Origin of the sequence: Pelotomaculum terephthalicicum JT, assembly GCF_022410535.1 — a bacterium.
GTDB classification, from domain to species: domain Bacteria; phylum Bacillota; class Desulfotomaculia; order Desulfotomaculales; family Pelotomaculaceae; genus Pelotomaculum_D; species Pelotomaculum_D terephthalicicum.
The window spans coordinates 209,777-229,660 of sequence record NZ_JAKNBL010000001.1 but is presented as its reverse complement, the minus strand read 5'-3'; the positions used below and the strand labels follow the sequence as shown (position 1 = coordinate 229,660).

Annotated in this window: 17 protein-coding genes; all 17 read left to right on the top strand. The window is 35.9% G+C overall.

Features of this window, described 5'->3' with window-relative positions:
• Positions 1-13: 13 nt before the first annotated feature.
• Positions 14-2,584 (top strand): sulfatase-like hydrolase/transferase, encoded by a 2,571-nt coding sequence (locus L9W92_RS01065; RefSeq protein WP_240081911.1) that lies wholly within the window; start codon positions 14-16, stop codon positions 2,582-2,584.
• 45 nt (positions 2,585-2,629) lie between these two features.
• Positions 2,630-3,451: an ABC transporter permease gene (locus L9W92_RS01060; RefSeq protein ID WP_240081910.1), complete on the top strand. Its 822-nt coding sequence runs from the start codon at positions 2,630-2,632 to the stop codon at positions 3,449-3,451.
• Positions 3,441-4,838 (top strand): ABC transporter ATP-binding protein, encoded by a 1,398-nt coding sequence (locus tag L9W92_RS01055; protein ID WP_240081909.1) that lies wholly within the window; start codon positions 3,441-3,443, stop codon positions 4,836-4,838. Before L9W92_RS01060 ends, L9W92_RS01055 begins: the two co-directional genes overlap by 11 nt.
• Before the next feature lie 124 nt (positions 4,839-4,962).
• Positions 4,963-5,742: a class I SAM-dependent methyltransferase gene (locus L9W92_RS01050; RefSeq protein ID WP_240081908.1), complete on the top strand. Its 780-nt coding sequence runs from the start codon at positions 4,963-4,965 to the stop codon at positions 5,740-5,742.
• A gap of 72 nt (positions 5,743-5,814) precedes the next feature.
• Complete coding sequence (locus L9W92_RS01045) at positions 5,815-7,059, top strand: class I SAM-dependent methyltransferase (RefSeq protein ID WP_240081907.1); 1,245 nt, start codon at positions 5,815-5,817, stop codon at positions 7,057-7,059.
• Positions 7,060-7,072: 13 nt separating this feature from the next.
• Complete coding sequence (locus tag L9W92_RS01040) at positions 7,073-8,632, top strand: glycosyltransferase family 4 protein (RefSeq protein ID WP_240081906.1); 1,560 nt, start codon at positions 7,073-7,075, stop codon at positions 8,630-8,632.
• Between the two features lie 4 nt (positions 8,633-8,636).
• Positions 8,637-9,536: a glycosyltransferase family 2 protein gene (locus L9W92_RS01035; protein WP_240081905.1), complete on the top strand. Its 900-nt coding sequence runs from the start codon at positions 8,637-8,639 to the stop codon at positions 9,534-9,536.
• Positions 9,533-10,687 (top strand): glycosyltransferase family 4 protein, encoded by a 1,155-nt coding sequence (locus L9W92_RS01030; RefSeq protein ID WP_240081904.1) that lies wholly within the window; start codon positions 9,533-9,535, stop codon positions 10,685-10,687. Before L9W92_RS01035 ends, L9W92_RS01030 begins: the two co-directional genes overlap by 4 nt.
• Positions 10,688-10,724: 37 nt before the next feature.
• Positions 10,725-11,654, top strand: coding sequence for a glycosyltransferase family 2 protein (locus L9W92_RS01025; protein ID WP_240081903.1), 930 nt, complete (start codon positions 10,725-10,727; stop codon positions 11,652-11,654).
• On the top strand, positions 11,641-12,582 hold the full coding sequence (locus tag L9W92_RS01020) for a GDP-L-fucose synthase family protein (RefSeq protein ID WP_240081902.1): 942 nt from the start codon (positions 11,641-11,643) through the stop codon (positions 12,580-12,582). The genes L9W92_RS01025 and L9W92_RS01020 overlap by 14 nt, the downstream gene beginning before the upstream one ends.
• Positions 12,583-12,612: 30 nt before the next feature.
• Positions 12,613-13,593, top strand: a complete 981-nt coding sequence (gmd, locus tag L9W92_RS01015) for a GDP-mannose 4,6-dehydratase (RefSeq protein WP_240081901.1) — start codon at positions 12,613-12,615, stop codon at positions 13,591-13,593.
• Positions 13,581-14,540, top strand: a complete 960-nt coding sequence (locus tag L9W92_RS01010; protein WP_240081900.1) for a GDP-mannose 4,6-dehydratase — start codon at positions 13,581-13,583, stop codon at positions 14,538-14,540. The genes gmd and L9W92_RS01010 overlap by 13 nt, the downstream gene beginning before the upstream one ends.
• A gap of 5 nt (positions 14,541-14,545) precedes the next feature.
• Complete coding sequence (locus L9W92_RS01005; protein ID WP_240081899.1) at positions 14,546-15,250, top strand: glycosyltransferase family 2 protein; 705 nt, start codon at positions 14,546-14,548, stop codon at positions 15,248-15,250.
• Positions 15,251-15,289: 39 nt separating this feature from the next.
• On the top strand, positions 15,290-16,600 hold the full coding sequence (locus L9W92_RS01000; RefSeq protein ID WP_240081898.1) for a protoporphyrinogen/coproporphyrinogen oxidase: 1,311 nt from the start codon (positions 15,290-15,292) through the stop codon (positions 16,598-16,600).
• A gap of 67 nt (positions 16,601-16,667) precedes the next feature.
• Positions 16,668-17,648, top strand: a complete 981-nt coding sequence (locus tag L9W92_RS00995; RefSeq protein WP_240081897.1) for a GDP-mannose 4,6-dehydratase — start codon at positions 16,668-16,670, stop codon at positions 17,646-17,648.
• 13 nt (positions 17,649-17,661) lie between these two features.
• The gene (locus L9W92_RS00990; protein ID WP_240081896.1) at positions 17,662-18,561 is read left to right on the top strand and encodes an NAD-dependent epimerase/dehydratase family protein; all 900 of its coding nucleotides are present in this window, start codon (positions 17,662-17,664) and stop codon (positions 18,559-18,561) included.
• On the top strand, positions 18,555-19,883 hold the full coding sequence (locus L9W92_RS00985; protein ID WP_240081895.1) for an HAD-IIIA family hydrolase: 1,329 nt from the start codon (positions 18,555-18,557) through the stop codon (positions 19,881-19,883). The genes L9W92_RS00990 and L9W92_RS00985 overlap by 7 nt, the downstream gene beginning before the upstream one ends.
• The last annotated feature ends 1 nt before the right edge of the window (position 19,884 follow it).

The window sequence follows — 19,884 nt, the reverse complement described above, 5'->3', positions numbered from 1 at the left end:
AACGCTTCTAAAAATGAATATTGAATTTCGGGAAAAACTTATTACAACCTTGTGTGCGGCGTCATTGTTTTCCCTAACACTCTTATTTTTTGGGCCATTATATTTATATTTTACTAATATATTAGAGTTTCCTTATCTTTTATCTGATGTTTGGTATTTGTTTGCATCTATTTCTTTGCTTAGCATATTGGTAATCTCAGTAGTTTTATTGCCCTTAAAACCTTCCGTACACTGTAAGGTTGTTTCATTATTATTTGCTATTGCGGTTTTATTGTGGATTCAAGGGAATATACTTGTTTGTAAATATGGAGTATTGGACGGTAAGGAAATCAATTGGAGTGTTTATAAAGTTTATGGATTTATTGATATAGCAGTATGGTTGTTTTTTATTATTATAGCATTTTTCAAAAATATATTAGTTTACAATACAATTAAGAAAGTAAGTTTGATTTTAATTCTAGTACAAATAATTGCAGTTTCTTTTGTCTACTTTAAAGCTCCCACTCAGCCTGAGTGGAAAATGTATTCTATTAATAATGAATCGAAATATTCTTTTTCTAAAGAAAAAAATGTAATAATTCTTATTCTCGATGGTTTTCAAACAGATGTATTTTATGAATTAATTAACGAACATCCAGAATATCAGGATGATTTTAAGGGATTTACATATTTTCGCAACACGGTTGGAGGGTTCCCAACTACTTATCCATCAGTACCCTTGATTTTAACAGGTTGCTATTATGATAATACTGTTCCTATGCAGGAATTTATAAAAGACGCATATTCTTCAGCTTCGATTCCATTAATCTTAAAACAGAACGATTATCAAGTAGATTTATATCCACAGATTATGCAACCAATTTATTGTAATGAAAATATTGCATCGAATTTAGTAAATACATCAAGATTAATTAATAGGAAAAATGTAATAACTAGTATGTATAATTTAGTACTGTTCAGATATGTACCTCATTTTGCAAAAAAATATTTTTCCTTAGAAGGAGACTTGGAAGGAGATTTAGAGGGTGGCGATAGCTCAGTTCAGAAAGATTTAGATTTTGCGAATAAGATGATATCTCAATCTAATGCTGACAGTGAAAAATGCACATTTAAGTTTATTCACTTGCGGGGTACGCATCCTCCGTTTAAACTCAACGAGAATTTAGAATGGGAAGAATCAGAATATGGTTATATCGGGTATAAGAAACAAGCACGGGCTGCATTGGAAATAACAAGGAAATTTTTAACGGCTTTAAATTACATTGGAGTATACGATAATTCCATGATATTTATTGTGGGAGATCATGGAATAGGTTTGAGTGATAATATTCAAGCGGTTGAACATACCAAAGACAAGAAAGTAGTAAATGTTACTTCTTCTGTTACTATTGCGTCAGGGATTCCATTGATATTAATGAAACCATTTGGCTCTATGACAGATATGAAGATATCTGACGCTCCTGTATCCTTGTCGGATATACCAAAAACAGTAATTTCAGAACTTGGATTAAAGAATGATCTTCCGGGTTGTTCTATGTTGGAAATTAAAGAATCTGATTCTCGGGAACGACGATTTTTATTCTATAAGTGGGAAAGTGAGTATTGGAATAAAGAATATCTTCCTGCGATGGATGAGTATATAGTTAATGGTTTTAGTTGGTTAAACCAATCATGGCAGCCAACATATAGAAGATTTACTTCAGAGGGAATTGTTGATATTAAACCACCCGTTTATGAATATGGCTCGCAGATTCAATTTGGGAATGGAGGAAATGCCGAACAGTACCAAGGGCAGGGATGGAGCGGACCCGAAGGGGGGTTCACCTGGACAGATGGAAAAAACGCTACGCTTGTAATACCGGTAAACCAGCCGCAAACCGACCTTACCTTAAGTGCCTCGTTATTTCCTTTCATTGCAGGCGAAGCTATTAAACAGAAAGTTTATATTAATGTAAATGGCAAAAGGTTAGGTGAATGGGATGTTGCGGCTGATGGTGAGTATAAAATTAAGATACCTAAGGAATATATTAAGAATTCCTTATCGGAAGTAAGTTTTGAGATGCCAGGAGCAGTGTCTCCGCAGGAATTAAACATAAGTAACGATGCACGTAGTCTTGGAGTCGCAATGCGATCAATTATACTATCCCAACAGCAAATTTACGAATACGGCTCACAGATTCAATTTGGGAATGGAGGAAATGCCGAACAATATCAAGGGCAGGGATGGAGCGGACCCGAAGGGGGGTTCACCTGGACAGACGGAAAAAGCGCTTCGCTTGTAATACCAGTAAACCAGCCGCAAGCTGATCTTACCTTAAGTGCTTCTTTATCTCCTTTTATTGCGGGTGAAGTTATTAAGCAAAATGTTTATATTAATGTGAATAGTAAGAGGTTAGGTGAATGGGATGTTGCGGTTGATGGTGAGTATAGAATTAAGATACCCAAGGAGTATATAACTAAATCTTCGCTGGATATATGTTTTGAGTTGCAGGACGCAGTTGCTCCATCAGAATTGAATATAAGTGACGATACACGTATCCTTGGCATTGCAATGAAATCAATTGAGGTGCTGGAAAAAAATTAAGGATGACGTTCGCTATGGGTTCTATTATATGAGAGGTTTAAATATATGAATTTTAAGCAATTAATGAACCCTATTTTTATATTTTGGAATCTATGGAGGCAAAGAGAATTAATAGTTCAATTAACTAAACGTGATATAATAGGTCGCTATAAAGGATCGTGCTTTGGCATTTTATGGTCCTTTATTACCCCGATTTTTATGCTTATTGTATATACGTTTGTATTTAGCGTAGTTTTTAAGGCAAAATGGGGTGTCGGCAGCGATAGTAAGGTAGAATTTGCTATGGTCTTATTTTGTGGGTTAAATGCCTATAATATTTTTTCAGAATGTATAAACCGGGCACCCGGATTAATTTTAAATAATGCTAACTTTGTTAAGAAGGTAGTATTTCCCCTGGAAATACTACCGATTGTTGTGATTGGTTCAGCGCTAATTAATGGATGCATTGGTTTTTTGGTCTTAATGGCCGGGGTAGTATTTTTTATGGGTATATTAAACTGGACGGTTTTATTTTTACCCCTGGTGCTCTTGCCATTGTTGCTTCTTACTCTGGGATTATCATGGTTTCTAGCTTCACTTGGGGTGTTTTTAAGAGATATTGGACAAGTTGTTACTGTTTTAATTAGCGCTTTGCTTTTTGCAAGTCCTATCTTTTATCCGATAACCGCAATTCCTGAAGAATTGCAAAAATTATTTTATTTAAACCCTATTAGTTATATCGTTCAAGACTTGCGTCGTATCTTCATTTGGGGGCAGATGCCGGATTGGGACTGGTTATTGGCGGGTATTACGATAGGAATTTTTGTTACCGCATTAGGTCACGCTTGGTTTCAGAAAACGCGGGGAGGTTTTGCGGATGTTCTGTGACGCAGGCGATGTTTTGATCTCGGTCAAGGGTGTAGGTAAACGATACTATTTATACGAACATCCGCAGGATCGTTTAAAAGATCATTTATTATGGCGATTTGGTAAAAGTTACGGTAGGGAATTCTGGGCGCTTCGAGAAATGTCATTTGATGTGCGGCGCGGGGAAACGATAGGTATCATTGGACGTAACGGGAGTGGTAAAAGCACAATTCTCCAGATTATAGCAGGTATTTTGAAGCCTACCATGGGTGAGGTGCAAATTAACGGTAGAGTTGCGGCATTGTTGGAGTTAGGAAGTGGTTTTAATCCGGAGTTTACCGGGCGCGAAAATGTTTTTCTTAACGGAGCTATTTTAGGCATCTCACATGAAGAAATGGAAAAGAGATTCGATGAGATTGTCTCTTTTGCAGATATTGGAGATTTTATAGACCAGCCGGTGAAGTTATATTCGAGCGGGATGTTTGTTCGTCTGGCATTTGCCGTAACGACCAGTATTGACGCTGATGTATTACTGGTTGATGAAGCTCTGGCGGTTGGTGATGTATTCTTTCGGCAGAAATGTTACAGGCGTTTAGAAGAACTGCGTAAGCGCGGTGTGGCTATAGTTCTGGTTTCACATGCAATGATGGATGTAGAGCAGTTTTGCCAAAGGGCATTATTGCTTGACCGAGGTAATGTTATATTTAGAGGAAGTTCATCCGAAGCCGTAAAACGATATTATTTGATTCGACAAGAGGAGCGAGTTAAAGAGCTTGATTTTGAATATACTACAGAAACAAAAATAAGAAAAAATGATAAATTTGACATACAAAATTTTCACTTTTCTAATGAAGATTTTTGGCCGTCCAGTGAAGCATTTTTTGATCTTTCACAAGTAGCTGAAGTTTCCAATGGGTGGGCTCGTTGTACTGGTGTGGCACTGTGCAATAGTAAAGGTGAGTCTTGTAGAATTTTTCAACAAGGTGAGCAGGCAAGTTTTTTCTATGAGTTTGAGGTTCTTCAGGATATCGAGGTACCGATTGGAGGATTAGTAATTTATAATGAAAAAAATGTGATTATACATGGAAAAAGTACTCTAGAATACAATACAAAAGTTCCGTCTTCTGTAACATGTGGAAGCAAGTTTCGTTTGAGACAGGATATTTCTCTGGAATTAGCAACAGGAGAGTATACATTTGAAATAGGTTTGGCAACTATAGGTGCTGTAGATTATGATTACCGTACTGATTTTGTATATCAGGATTTGAATTCAAGAATCACCAGAGTATGTCATCTTCCTGCAGCAGGTTCTTTTTCTATAATATTCCCAGAAAAAAGGGAATCGGTACAACTTCTTCATCATGGCTTATGTAACTTATCAGGTGATTGTAAGGCTTACTTGATTTGAATATACAATTAATATTATTTGTTTTTAAATGTGAGTTATGAAATAGAGGCTGAGTTTAATGTGCAAAGACATATGTTTAAAACAACACCTATTGAGTACTAAAGAAATATTGGATGGGTACCAAGTGGTCAGTAAATTATACCCGCATATCCCGCCTATGACGATGTGGCGAGCTTGGGAATATGCTGCCTATAAACATTATAACTTAACCGAACCAGTTTTAGATATTGGATGTGGTGATGGGCAATTTTTTCGGTTGGTATGGCCGGAAATACGGGATGTTATCGGTGTAGATATTGAACCAGGGGTTGTGAAAGCAGCTAAAGAAACGGGTTTTTACCGTGATGTTTATATTATTCCCGCTCATGATATGCCATTTGCTCCAGGGAGTTTCGCATCAGTATTTGCCAATTGCTCTCTAGAGCATATGGACCACTTACCTGAAGTACTTGAATGTATTGCTCGAGTGTTGCATTCAGGTGGTACATTTCTACTTAGTGTGGCGACGGATAAATTTCTTGAATGGGCATCATTGCCTTTACTTATTAGTTGTGTGGGAGTTCCTGAACGGGCAGTATTTCTACAAGATGAGTATATATCTTTTCATCATTTGGTGAATCCGTTATCACCTCAGAAATGGGTGGGACAACTAGAATCTGCTGGTTTTGAGGTATTGGAATATATGCCCATATTACCTGAGTTAAATGGTCGCATCTTTTTATTTATTGATAATTTATGGCATGTTAAGTTAGGTATGAAAGAAATAGGAGGATTTCTAGAAGAATATTTCGCAACCTTACCAAATTTTCCGATAGCCTTTGGTGAAATAATGCATGGTTTGTTAAATGCAGAAAAGATTTGGCAAATAGGTTGCGGTGCTGTATTTTATGTACGAAAGACATAGCTAGTTAGTATTAATTAAGAGGTTATATCCTCATATAGGTTAATAATAGATTTAAAATTTGGTGAGTATTTAATGCCTAAGTTCATTAATATAACTAAATGCTGGTGTGGTTCCGAAAAAATCATATCTTTTTCTGAACATTATTTAATATGTGAAAATTGTCGTACCCTGATAGCCAGTCCGCGGCTCTCGGATGAGTTCTATAATTCAGGAAAAAATAAACCAAATTTCTATGGGAAAGATTATTGGACAAGTTACATAGAAAAAGATTATGGCTTACCAGATATATATGAACGATCCAGATCCGATCTCAGCGATAGATGTTTGTACTGGCTTAAATATATATTAAAATATAAATTACCACCCGCAAGAACGCTTGAGTTAGGCTGTGCTCACGGTGGATTAGTTCATTTAATGAAATTAGTAGGATATGATTCTTGTGGAACCGAAATGAGTCCCTGGATTTGTGATTATGCATCGGTAACTTTTAATATTTCCATGGAATGCGGTTGTATTGAAGACTTATCAATTGCGCCAAAGAGCCTAGATATTATTATTTTGATGGATGTATTGGAGCATATGACTGATCCCGAAGGGAGTTTAAATGTCATAGCAAGAGTTTTGAAAGATGATGGGATTTTTGTTATACAAACTCCATGCTTCAGAAATATAAAGCAGACATATAGATATTTGAAAGAAACTAATAATGTTTTCTTAAGAATGTTGAGGGAAAAGGAACATTTGTATCTGTTCAATATTAAATCCATTGAGCAGATATTAAGAGAAGTTGGTTTTAAATACATTTACTTTGAACCACAATATTTCCCTTACGATATGTTTTTATTTGCCAGTAAGACTAAACCTGTTAAACATTCAGAGGATGATATTACTGAGTTATTATTAAAGACGCCTGATGGTCGTTCTGTTCTCGCGATGATAGATCTTTTTAATCAGAAAAACAGTTTGTTATCAAAACTAGAGGAAAGCGAAAAAGACCGCGGGGAACGGTTGAAACTAATCAATGAGCTAGGCAAGAAGTTGGAAGAGAGCGAGGCGGACCGTGAAGCCCGATTGATAGTAATTAATAAGTTGAGTAAGAAGCTGGAAGAGAGCGAGGAAGACCGTGAGGCTCGATTGAAAGTAATTAATGAATTGAGCAAGAAACTGCGAGAGAGCGAAATGATACAAAAGGAGCAAATGAAAGATATTAGGGGACTTGAACAAAAACTAAACGAAAACAAAGAGTTAATAAATAAGTTAAACATGGAGCTAGACCAAATAAAAAAACATTGGATATATCGTTTTATAAAAAGGTAGGAGAATCGCTATAATGAAAGTTGCAGTTGATGTTACCCCTATCCTGCCTGGTGGTGAAGGGGGAGGGGCTAAACAGTTGGTTCTTGAGCTTTTAAAGGGCCTAGGTATGCGTCAAGGTAGTGAAAAATACATTCTTTTAACTTCAGACAAAAACCACAATGTATTTGCTGAGTTTGAGAAATTAGGTATGAAGCGCATTTGCATCGTTAGAACAGAAATTAATACAAAACCATCAATATGGAATAGAATCCTCAACAGATTTAAAAGGGAGTTTTATACTTACCGCTTTCCTGGTATTTTGAAACGGGAAGGGGTTTCTTTACTATTTTGTCCAATGACCGCTCCTAGTTTTTGCGAAGCAGGCATTCCGACTGTTAGTTTAGTATACGATTTGCAACATGTATTTTACCCCTATTTTTTTACTGAGGAAGAATTGGCTCATAGAAACAATTTTTATAATCAACTAGAAAATAAAGCGGATTTTATAATTTGTATTTCGTCCTTCACCAGAGATACTGTCATTGAAAAATTGCAGATACCTCCCGAAAGGGTAATTTCGATCCCGATCTGTGTTCATAATCGTTTAAATCGACCAGGTAAGGATATTATGTTAGATACACTAAGAAAATATAAACTTCAAGAAATGAAATATTTCATTTACCCTGCTAATTTCTGGCCTCATAAAAATCATAAAATGCTACTCACTGCCTTTAATATATTTTCGCATAATTGCGCAGAACATGATTTTCATTTGGTGTTTACTGGTGCAACTATCGATGACAATGCAAGAGTTATTGAAGATGCAGTAAAGCAAATGGCTATAGCGGATAAGGTACATCTTCTTGGTTATCTTTCGGAAGAGGAGTTGGCCTCAATATGGTCTGGTGCTTACTCTCTGATATTCCCAAGTCTATTTGAAGGCTTCGGTATACCGCTCCTTGAAGCCATGTTTTTTGAAAAGCCCATATTATGTAGCAATTCTACGAGTCTGCCGGAGGTTGGTGGAGATGCTGTTATTTATTTTGATCCCAGACGGCCAGATGAAATTGCAGCGGCCATGGAGTCTATTTTAATTGATAAAAGATTATATGATACACTTGTTCTAAAAGGAAAAGAGCGAATTGAAAAATTTAGCTTTGAACATATGGTTGATAATTATATGTCTGTTTTTAATGATGTATCACTAGTGGATAATAAAAAAGACTATTATGATATCCATGGTATTTATGGTGATGGCTGGGCGGGTAAAGCCATACTTATCTCTTTTGGAGCTTCAAATTCCCTAAGATTGATGGATTTGGAATTGTTTATGCCTGATTGGCATCCTAAACTCAATGGTAATATTATTGTTAAATTTAATGGAAATAATTTAAAGAAGTATTGCATAAACAGAGGGGAGACAATTAAAATACAAAAAGAACTTCCCCAAAAAGGAGGTTCAATGCAATTAGATATTTCAAGCGTATTTATACCAGATAATGGAGATGTTCGCGCACTGACTTTAATGGTCAATAATTTAGTTATTAAAGATAAAGAGGATTTTAATAATATAATTTATAACCATGGGGAATAAACTGATGTTCAATTCAATTTTTACCATAATAACTCCATCATTTAATCAAGGACAATACATTGAACGAACAATTAAGAGTGTATTGTCACAAGGTATCTCTGAGTTAGAATACTTAATTTTTGATGGCGGAAGTAAAGATGAAACAGTGAGTGTACTTAAATCATTTGGTAACTCTATTAGCTGGGTTTCAGAAAAAGATTTCGGACAGGCTGATGCTGTAAATAAAGGATTGAAAATTGCGCGAGGAGAGATTATAGGCTGGCTTAATTCTGATGATATTTATTACCCTAATGTACTGAGTACAGTGATAGATATTTTTAAAAACAAAGAGATAGATGTAGTTTATGGAATGGCTGATCATATCGATGAAAACGAAAATATAATTGAACCTTATTATACCCAACATTGGGATTATGAAATACTAAAAAATGTATGCTTTATTTGTCAACCGGCGGTGTTTTTCCGCCGTTCAATAATAGAGAAGTATGGAATGCTAAATGATAAACTGCGCTATTGTATGGATTATGAGTACTGGCTTAGAATTGGCAAGGACAAGCCTTTTTATTATTTGCAAGAAAAAATAGCCGGTTCCAGACTATATCCAGAGACAAAAACATTAGGTTCTAAAGTTGCTGTACATGAAGAGATATTACTGATGTTTAAAGAAATATTTCACTATATTCCGAGTAGATGGATTTATAACTATGTTCATGCTTTATTGGATAATTCCGGCTTCAAGAGAGATCTACCCAGGGAAAATCTTATTTATGTAAACAAAATGATTCGGCTTTGTTTGATGAATTTCTTAAAATTTAAGCACTATATCCCTATGTCAGATATAAAATTAATGACTGGTTGGTATACCAATGCGCTAAAAAGATCTAGGGAGACTAGAACAGTATGAGAATCGGATTTGATGTAAGCCAAACCGCTGAAAACAAGGCCGGCTGTGGTTTTCTGGCTGATCAATTAATCAGATATTTATTAAAACATGATCGGGATAATGAATATTTGTTATACCCAACTTTCTATTCATACAGGCATCACAATTATAAGAAAGCAACAAGTGTTGATGTTCCTAACTGTAATGTGAGCTTTAGAAATCTTTCTTTCAGGGAAATGGTTAATGAATGGGATACAACAGCGGACGATCGAACACAATGGTTAGGACATCCTGATATTATCCATTCAAATAATTTCTCATGCAAAAAGGATCACAGCGCCAGAATTGTTTATACTTTATATGATGTAGCTCCGCTTGTTTATCCTCAATTTACTACTGAGGAAAATAGAATTGTATGTTTTAACGGTCTTTTTGAAGCAAGTCTATATGCTGATCATTGTATTGCCATTTCAGAATATACAAAGGCATCGTTTCTACATTTCTTTCCACATTATCCCGAAGACAGGATAACGATAATACCGTTGGGAGTACGAGAAAACATTGTTGCCATTACTGATCGTGAAATAATAAAAAAACGTTTGGAACGTTTTAACCTGCCCGAGGAGTTCTGGCTTGGTGTTGGTACTTTAGAGCCGAGAAAAAACTATTCGCTTCTTATCGACTCTTATATGGAAATAAAAGATAACCGTCCGCTGGTTATAGCTGGAGGTAAAGGCTGGCTTGAATCTGATATAATAAATAAATTGAATAAATTTGATAATAAAGAAAAGGTCAAGTTTTTAGGTTATGTTTCGGATGATGAGTTGTCAGCGTTATATTCAACTTGTTTTGCTTTCGTTTATCCTTCATATTATGAGGGTTTCGGTTTGCCTATATTGGAGGCAATGCATTGTGGAGCTACAGTAATTACCAGTAAGACAAGCAGTTTGCCTGAAGTAGGTGGAGATGCGGTTTTATATATAGACCCGGACTCAAAAGAAAGTCTGATAGAAAAAATGTACATGCTAATAACAAATTCCAAAATAAAAGACCTGTTAAAAAGTAAGGCACGAGAACGAGCAGCTATGTTTTCATGGGATGATGCTGCTAAAATTACAATAGATGTTTACGGTAAAGTGATAGAAAACAGGGCATGGATGGAAGATAAATAAGTTACTATATTTCTAATGGAGATGTAAAAAAATAGACATGTTTAACAAACACTTAGATTATCTTCCTTTGGTAACAATAGTGACACCTTCCTTAAACCAGGGTAGATTTATCAAGGACACAATTGAAAGTGTACTTGAACAGAACTACTCAAAGATTGAGTATATAATTATAGATGGTGGCTCTACGGATAACACAATAAGTATTCTTAGAGAATATGACGATCGAATAAAATGGATATCTGAAAAAGATAAAGGACAGACCGAGGCTATTAATAAAGGTTGGAGAATGGGTAAAGGGCAAATATTGGCATGGCTTAACTCCGATGATATTTATTTGCCCGGTGCTATAACCCATGCCGTAGATTATTTAAATAGTAATCAAAATGTAATTATGGTATATGGTGAAGGTTGGCACATAAAGGAAAATGGAGAAATTATTGATAGGTATCCTTCCGAGCCATTTAATTTAATGCGATTGGCTGAGACTTGTTATATCTGTCAGCCTACTGTGTTTTTTCGTAAGGAATTACTTGATAAAATAGGTTACTTGAATGAAGATCTCAATTACTGTATGGATTATGATTTTTGGATTAGAACTGCTAAAAAGTATTCGATAGGCTATACTAACAAATATTTAGCTAAAAGTAGGCTTTATGCTGAAACAAAAACTCTTGGACATCAAGTTGAAGTCTGTAAAGAAGTAATGGATACAATGCATAATCATTTTGGTTCTGTTGCATTGCCTTGGATACATTCATACTGTATTGCATTAATAGGGAAGAATTGTCAAAGTAATACCATTGGTGAATTACGCTATATCCTTTTTTTTGCATATTTATTTCTCATTAATTATTTAAAATACAATAAAAAGCTAACTAGGAGTGTATTTTCTTACTGTAGTAATATGATAAGGAAGTATTTTGCTAGTCTATGGAATAGAGGAGGAAATTTCCATGTCTTTTTTTAAAAACAAAAGAGTAGTTGTAACCGGTGGTAACGGATTTTTGGGATCATTTGTCGTGGACAATTTAAAAAAAAGAGGTTGTGATAAAATATATGTCCCCCGTAGTAAAGAATTTAATTTAGTTGAGGGGGAATATGTAAAAAATCTTTATAAAGTTTTTAAGCCGGATATAGTAATTCATTTAGCAGCTGTTGTAGGGGGAATTGGTGCGAATAGTAAGAATCCAGGTAAGTTTTTTTATGATAATTTAATGATGGGAGTGCAACTTATGGAACAAGCACGCCTTTCAGGTATAGAAAAATTTGTAGCTATAGGTACAATTTGTTCTTATCCAAAATATACATCTATTCCCTTCAAAGAAGTAGATCTTTGGAATGGTTACCCCGAAGAAACTAATGCACCATATGGACTTGCTAAGAAAATGATGCTCGTTCAGGCACAGGCTTATCGTCAGCAGTATGGGTTTAATTCGATTTATTTATTACCTGTTAACTTATACGGTCCCGGGGATAATTTTGATCCAGAAACATCGCATGTTATTCCGGCTCTGCTAAAGAAATGTTTTGATGCTATAAGAAATAATGATAATGAGATTGTTATTTGGGGAACGGGAAAAGCAACAAGAGAGTTCTTGTACGTAGAGGATTGTGCTGAAGGAATAGTTCTTGCAACTGAAAAATACAACAAGCCTGAACCGATAAATATAGGCGCCGGTTTTGAAATATCAATTAAAGAACTTGTCGAGCTTATTGTTGAATTGACCGGCTTTAATGGAAAGATAACCTGGGATACCATAAAACCTGACGGCCAGCCAAGGAGATGCCTTGATACAACAAAAGCCGAGAGAGAATTTGGATTTAAGGCGAATACGAAATTTGAAGAAGGATTAAAAAGAACAATTGAGTGGTATAAAGAGAACTACTTAAGTTAGTTATAAGAATAATTAGGGGGGAGTAAACAGTTGTCTAAGAAAGCGCTTATTACCGGTATTACGGGCCAGGACGGCGCCTATTTATCTCGTTTTCTTTTAGAAAAAGGTTATAATGTTTATGGTGCCTTTCGCCGCACAAGTATAATAAATCTTGATAGACTTGAAAGTTTGGGTATAAAAGATCAATTGGAACTTATTCCGATGGACTTAACTGACCAGGGGAATATAGTTAGAGTATTGCAGAAGGTGAAGCCTGATGAAATATATAACCTGGCTGCCCAGAGTTTTGTCGCAGTATCTTTTGAACAACCTGTGACTACAGGAGAAATTACAGGTCTTGGAACGGCTAACCTTTTAGAAGCGATAAGGGCAGTAAATCCAGAAATAAAATTTTATCAGGCGTCAACCAGTGAAATGTTTGGTAAAGTACAAACCATACCTCAAAATGAGGAAACACCTTTTTATCCACGCAGTCCGTATTCAGTTGCTAAACTTTATGCACACTGGATGACAGTTAATTATCGTGAAGCGTATGGTATATTTACATGTTCCGGGATACTCTTTAACCATGAATCACCTTTGCGTGGTTTAGAGTTTGTGACCAGAAAGATTACACATAGTGTTGCCAGAATTAAACTAGGTCTTGAGGGGGAACTCCGTCTCGGCAATATGGAAGCAAAACGGGACTGGGGTTATGCACCGGAGTTTGTAAAGGCTATGTGGCTGATGCTCCAGCACAGTAAACCCGATAATTATGTTGTTGCCACCGGTGAAACACATAGTGTTAAGGAATTCGTGGAAGAAGCTTTCTCTCATGTCGGACTTGATTGGCATGATTATGTAGTAGTTGATCCGTCTTTTTACCGCCCAGCCGAAGTTGAACTTTTAGTGGGTGATTATACTAAAGCCAGGGAAAAATTAGGGTGGCAACCGAAAACTACTTTCAGGGAATTGGTAAAGCTTATGGTAGAGGCGGATATGGAAAGGGTTGGCCGTGAATGCGCGCATTAGTCACTGGGGCTACTGGCTTTGTGGGTCGCTATATGGCAAGGTTGTTACTTAATCATGGTTATAATGTATGTGGAACTTACTATCATGTGCCTTTAAGTTGTAGTGATCTAATCGGAGTGCATTTGGAAAAGATAGACATTACCGATAAATCATCGGTGAAACGCATAATAAGTAATTTCATGCCTGATGAAATTTATCACCTTGCGGGTGTTGCTGTCACAAGTGGTGTAAATAAAGAAATATATTACACGACTAATTTCGGTGGTACCATTATCTTGCTAGATGTTGTACATGAAGTAGTCCCGAATTGTAGGGTTCTCGTGGTAGGTTCATCGATTTCTTATGGCCAGGTACCTAAGGAATGTCAACCTATACAAGAGGATCAAGAACTGCGACCTATTAATCATTATGCTGCTTCTAAAGCAGCTGCCGATATGGCAGCTTGTGCTTATGCTGCTGAAGAGCTACATGTGGTGAGGGCGAGACCATTTAATCATACCGGTCCGGGGCAGAGTACAGGTTTTGTATGCTCCCGTCTGGCAAAACTGGTGGCAGAGGTAGCATTAGGTAAGAAAGACCCGGTTATTGAGGTGGGAAACATAGAATCCGCCAGGGATTTTACTGATGTGCGTGATGTTGTTAAGGCATACTATCTATTACTGTTGAAAGGTCGAGCCGGAGAAGCTTACAATGTTTGTAAACAAAAAGCGTATTCAATAAAAGAGATAATTTCTATCTTGACTAACTTTGCTGGAGTGGACATCCAAATTAAACATAATCAAGAATTGCTACGCAAATCGGATATACCAATACTTTTAGGAAGTCGAAAAAAAATCTTAGCAGATACGTGCTGGGAACCAGATATCTTATTTGAAAAAACGTTGTTTGATATATTTAGTTACTGGAAACAAGTTATGAGTTGTGGCGGTACAAAAAGAAAAGAGTGATATTTATGAATGAACCTATAACATTAGTAATTCTTGTTCATAATGAGGCGGATGTCATAGAGCGTGTTATTCGAGATTTTATGGATAAGGTAATAAATAAAATACCTGATTCGGAATTTATTGTAGCTGAAGATGGTAGTACTGATGGCACAAAAGAAATACTGGCACGATTAGTTGAAGAATATCCTTCTTTAAAATGGGTCGAAGGTAAAGAGAGATTGGGCTATGTGCGTGCCTATAAAAGAGCAATGAGCCTCGCCAAAAACAAATTAATTCTTTTTTGTGATTCGGGAGGTAAACATGATCCAAATGACTTTTGGAAGATGTATCCTCTTATGAATAAATATGATATGGTAATTGGATATAAGGTGAAGCGAAGAGATCCATTTTATCGCATTATTATAACGAAGATGTTTAATTTTTTAATTAATACATATTTTGGGGTATCTTTTAGAGATATTGATTGCCCATTACGTTTAATTAAAAAAAGCGCCTATGATAATATAGCAAAGGATGAATGGTTAGAAAAATTTCTTGTAAATTATGAACTAGTGATTCGTATGGTCTATGCAGGATATAGGGTTACGGAAGTTCCTGTAATACATTTTAATAGAGAAAGTGGGTCTTCACGTGGCTTACCATTAAACAAAATACCAAGAGTAATTTTAAGTACAATTAGTATAATGCCAAAGATAAAGAAGAAAATTTAGTAGATCTAATAACCCCGGTATTAGACGAGGAGGTTCTTAATGCAACGATTAGCTATTCTTGGAGGAGGTCTGGCTGGTCTATCATTAGCTTATTTCTTAACAAAAAACATGAAGGATATATATTTAGATATTTTTGAAAAGGAATCTGTGGTTGGTGGCTTATGTCGCAGTTTTAAGACAAGTAATATTTATTGGGATATTGGGCCACATATAATATTTTCAAAAAATAAAGAAATTCTGAGCTTGATGGTTGAATTATTAGGAGACAATGTTTTGAGGGTGAAACGATCAAATCAAATATTTTATAATAAAAAGTTTATTAAATACCCCTTTGAAAACAACCTTCATCAACTTCCAGAAGAAGACTGTGAATATTGTTTAAATACATTTCTTAATAACTCTTATAAGAATTACAGTCCTCACAATATGTTGGCATTTTTTTTAAAAACATTTGGTGAGGGTATTACAAGCTGTTATCTGGAACCATACAATAAAAAAATATGGGAATTTAATCCGGTTTTTATGAATACATTAATGGTTGAAAGGATTCCCTCCCCCCCACCTGAGGATATTATTGCAGGTGCAAGAAGAAATGCAAAAGAAGGTTATGTACACCAATTATATTTTTATTACCCAAAGAATGGTGGTATTGCTTCTCTTATTAATAATATATGTGATCTCATCCCAAAGGAAAGAGCAAAGTTTTTTACTAACTCTGAAGTCGTTGGCATTAATCAGAATAATGAAGGGAATTGGCAAATATCATTATCTACAGGAGAAAATTATACCAATTATAATAAGATAGTATCTACGATTCCAATGACTGAATTAATTAGAGTTCTTCCGAATGTTCCTCAGGAAGTAACAGTAGCTTCAAATGCTTTGATGAATAATTCAATTGCAGTTATTTTTTTAAAAGTAAGTTCAGACAACATTGGTAACAATTTTAGTATTACAATTCCGGATAAAGATGTATTAGCACATAGAATAAGCAAATTAGATTTTTTAGGACCAATAAATAGTAACGAAACAAACTTATTAGTTGAAGTAACATTTAGGGATAAAGATATTATAAGTGAAATGAGTGATGAAAAATTATTAGAGTTGATTGACCTGGATTTAAAACGCATTGGATTACTCAATGAATCAACAATAATATTAGATGCAGAGATAAGGCGAGTTCCTTATGCCTATGTAATATATGATCTTAATTATCAAAATAATACTGATATAATAAAGAAGTATCTTAAGTTGTTAGGTATTACTATTCATGGCAGGTTTGGTACCTTCGAATACTTGAATATGGATCAAGTAATTGCCAATAGTAAAGAGCTTTCTGAACAGTTATAATTCATGTTTTAGTGATGATAAAGTATATTTATGTTTTATTGAATTTTTAATAATTGAGAGGTGGACTATGAGAAAACGAATATTAATAACTGGTGTAACGGGATTTGTCGGTAGTTGGCTGGCAGAATTATTAGTAAATAAGAATGAAAGTGAGATTTTTGGCGTGAGGCGAGTAAATTCACGATTAAGAAATATTAAGCACTTAAATAATATAAAACTCTTAGTCGGGGATTTAACAGATATTGTCTCAATGATTGAACTAATGAAGGAGGTTAAACCTGATCAAATATATCATCTTGGTGCTTTATCATGGGTAACTCCTTCGTGGTCACAGCCTGTTTCCTACATGTATACTAACGCTATCGGAACTATCAATCTCTTTGAAGCGATGCGTCTTACTAATGTAAAGGCAAGAGTTCTCGTTAGTTGCACACCTGAGGAGTTTGGTGATGTTAGACCTGAAAAGCTGCCAATAACAGAAAAAACTGAGATTCACCCGGTTAATCCTTATGCGGCTAGTAAGGTAGCACAGGACGCTGTGTGTATGTCATATGCTGCTTCATATGGTTTTGAGATAATTAGGACTCGTGCTTTTAATCATGAGGGACCGAGGCGTGATATCCACGGAGCACTTGCCAGTTTTGCCTATCAAATCGCCTGTATAGAAGCCAGTCTACAGGAACCTGTAATTAAAGTGGGTAATTTAAGTGCGAAACGTTCTTTTACTGATGTACGGGATTGTGTAAATGCATATTATACTGCGATGGAAAAATGTGTTCCCGGAGAGTTATATCTAATCGGAACTGAAAGGGTCCATACAATTAAAGAATGTCTTGAGATGTTAATAAAGCTTTCCAGTAATAAGGATATTAAATATGAAATTGAGCCCGCCCGTGTAAGACCCACGGAGCTACATTATCTGATCGGTGATTGTAAGAAGTTTCGTGATGCTACTGGTTGGGAACCTAAGATACCATTTGAAGAGACACTTGTTTCTATCCTGGACTATTGGCGCGGATTTGTTAGGGATAGGAATAATGTTATCTAAAAGAGGGATTTAAATGATAAAAAAAATTCTTGTTACTGGTTGTTCAGGTTTCATTGGACAGGCTCTTTGTATAGATTTAATTAATTCTGGCTTTCGGGTTATAGGGTATGGCAAAACACCTCCAAGATTTGATCAAATAGAATTTATCCATGGGGATATTTTAGACTGTGATGTGCTAAAATCTGCCGCTAAGGAAGTTGATGCAATTATTCATCTTGCTGCGGTTACAGCACATAATGAGATAGTTAATTACCCCCTTAAAACGCTAAATGTTAATTTGCAAGGAACCGTTAACATAGCTGAGGCCTTTCTCTTATCTGAAGCTAAGGTACTTATTTATTCATCAACAGGTAAGGTATATGGTTATCCATCATATTTACCTTATAATGAGGAGCACCCAACGCGACCAAGTACTATCCTTGGTAAAACCAAGCTTTTATCAGAAAATGTTCTTGAATTCTGTTCTTTCCTGGAGCCAAATAAGTCTGTGAATGTGTTGAGGATTTTTCAGGTATATGGAAAAGGGCAACGTGCTAATTTTTTAATTCCTACGATATTGTCACAACTTAACAAGACAAGCATAACGCTTGGGGATATTGATGCAAAAAGAGATTATATTTTTCTTGATGATGTGGTGGAAGCGTTCAATGCTGTTTTGAAAAAAGCCATACCAGGATTTAATTTGTATAACTTAGGCTCAGGTAAGTCTTATAGCGCGAAAGAGATAGTATACATTATTTCTAAGATCATTAACTCACCGATAGAAATTGAGGTTGATTTATCGCGTTTTCGTAAAGGAGAATATGATGATGAACGAACTGACACCGGGAAGCTGGAACGGCTTGGCTGGCAATGTCGTACATCTATTGAAATGGGCCTACGTTATCTTCTGACAGACGAGGGTAGGTGTTAATAGTGACTCTGAAAGCTGTCATTTTAGCGGGTGGCAGGGGAACTCGTTTATCATCAATGACAAAAGATATTATACCAAAAGTATTGGTTCAGGTTGCAGGCAAACCAGTAATCGTCAGGCAAATGGAATTGTTAACTAAACACGGGGTAAAAGAAATTATTGTAACCACCGGATATCTTTCAGAAGTATTATTCAACTACCTAGGGAACGATTTTCACGGTACCAAAATTGTGTATGCCAAAGAGGAGCAACCATTAGGGACAGCTGGTGGTCTTTCAGCATTAAAAGGGCAGCTTGATGATGATTTTTTTCTTCTTTATGGTGATGTCGTCTGTGATATGAATCTAACCCGTTTGATGGAGTATCACCGAAATCGAAAAGGTTCTGGTACCTTGGTTGTGCATCCAAATGATCATCCCTTTGACTCTGATTTGATTGCTACAGACCACCAGGGAAGGATATGTAAATTTCTACCTGAGACCGAAAGAGGGGATGGTTGGTATCGCAATCTGGTTAACGCAGCAGTTTACGTGTTTTCCCCAAAAATATTCAATTACATATTAGATAATGTTAAACAGGATTTTGTTAAAGATGTGTTCCCCCGAGTAATTGCCGATGGTCAATTACTATGGGCTTATGAGACAACCGAATACCTTAAAGACATGGGTACCTATGAGAGATTGGCTCGTGTTGAGATTGATTATAACTACAGAATACCTGAGCTCTTGCGTTTAAGCAATTATAGACCGGCTGTATTTATTGATAGAGACGGAGTTTTGAATCGCGAGGTTGACAATCTGTGTTGCGCTGAAGATTTAGAGCTTATTCCTGGGGTGGCTCTAGCTATCCGTCATCTAAATAAGGCTGGTTATTTAGTTATTATTGTAACAAATCAGCCCATGATCGCAAAAGGTTTTCTCAATGAAGAGGAATTGGCACGTATTCATGCTAAACTTGAAACCTTGCTGGGTTACCAAGGGGCATTTATTGACAAAATTTACTACTGTCCACATCACCCTGAAAAAGGGCATTATGGTGAAGTTACTCATTTAAAGATTGATTGCGAATGCCGCAAGCCAAAAGCAGGCATGTTTTTCAAAGCATTTAAAGAATTTTCTATTGATAAATCAAAATCATTAATGATTGGTGATTCATGGCGTGACGCTGCAGCCGCTCAAGCTGCAGGTTTGCGGTTTTATGGTGTCAGAAGCGGTTGGGGATGTCGTAACATGCCTCAGGAACTTAAACCACTAGAAATATTTGAGGATCTTGCTAGCGCAGTCGATCACTTAATTGAATCTTGTTCGTCGAGGAGGCTATAAG

Coding starts and splice junctions, on each gene's coding strand:
- L9W92_RS00995 (WP_240081897.1), top strand. CDS start 16,668: ATGAGAAAACGAATATTAATAACTGGTGTAACGGGATTTGTCGGTAGT.
- L9W92_RS01055 (WP_240081909.1), top strand. CDS start 3,441: ATGTTCTGTGACGCAGGCGATGTTTTGATCTCGGTCAAGGGTGTAGGT.
- L9W92_RS01010 (WP_240081900.1), top strand. CDS start 13,581: ATGCGCGCATTAGTCACTGGGGCTACTGGCTTTGTGGGTCGCTATATG.
- L9W92_RS01020 (WP_240081902.1), top strand. CDS start 11,641: ATGTCTTTTTTTAAAAACAAAAGAGTAGTTGTAACCGGTGGTAACGGA.
- L9W92_RS01065 (WP_240081911.1), top strand. CDS start 14: ATGAATATTGAATTTCGGGAAAAACTTATTACAACCTTGTGTGCGGCG.
- L9W92_RS01035 (WP_240081905.1), top strand. CDS start 8,637: ATGTTCAATTCAATTTTTACCATAATAACTCCATCATTTAATCAAGGA.
- L9W92_RS01000 (WP_240081898.1), top strand. CDS start 15,290: ATGCAACGATTAGCTATTCTTGGAGGAGGTCTGGCTGGTCTATCATTA.
- L9W92_RS01005 (WP_240081899.1), top strand. CDS start 14,546: ATGAATGAACCTATAACATTAGTAATTCTTGTTCATAATGAGGCGGAT.
- L9W92_RS01030 (WP_240081904.1), top strand. CDS start 9,533: ATGAGAATCGGATTTGATGTAAGCCAAACCGCTGAAAACAAGGCCGGC.
- L9W92_RS01060 (WP_240081910.1), top strand. CDS start 2,630: ATGAATTTTAAGCAATTAATGAACCCTATTTTTATATTTTGGAATCTA.
- L9W92_RS00990 (WP_240081896.1), top strand. CDS start 17,662: ATGATAAAAAAAATTCTTGTTACTGGTTGTTCAGGTTTCATTGGACAG.
- L9W92_RS01040 (WP_240081906.1), top strand. CDS start 7,073: ATGAAAGTTGCAGTTGATGTTACCCCTATCCTGCCTGGTGGTGAAGGG.
- L9W92_RS01025 (WP_240081903.1), top strand. CDS start 10,725: ATGTTTAACAAACACTTAGATTATCTTCCTTTGGTAACAATAGTGACA.
- L9W92_RS01045 (WP_240081907.1), top strand. CDS start 5,815: ATGCCTAAGTTCATTAATATAACTAAATGCTGGTGTGGTTCCGAAAAA.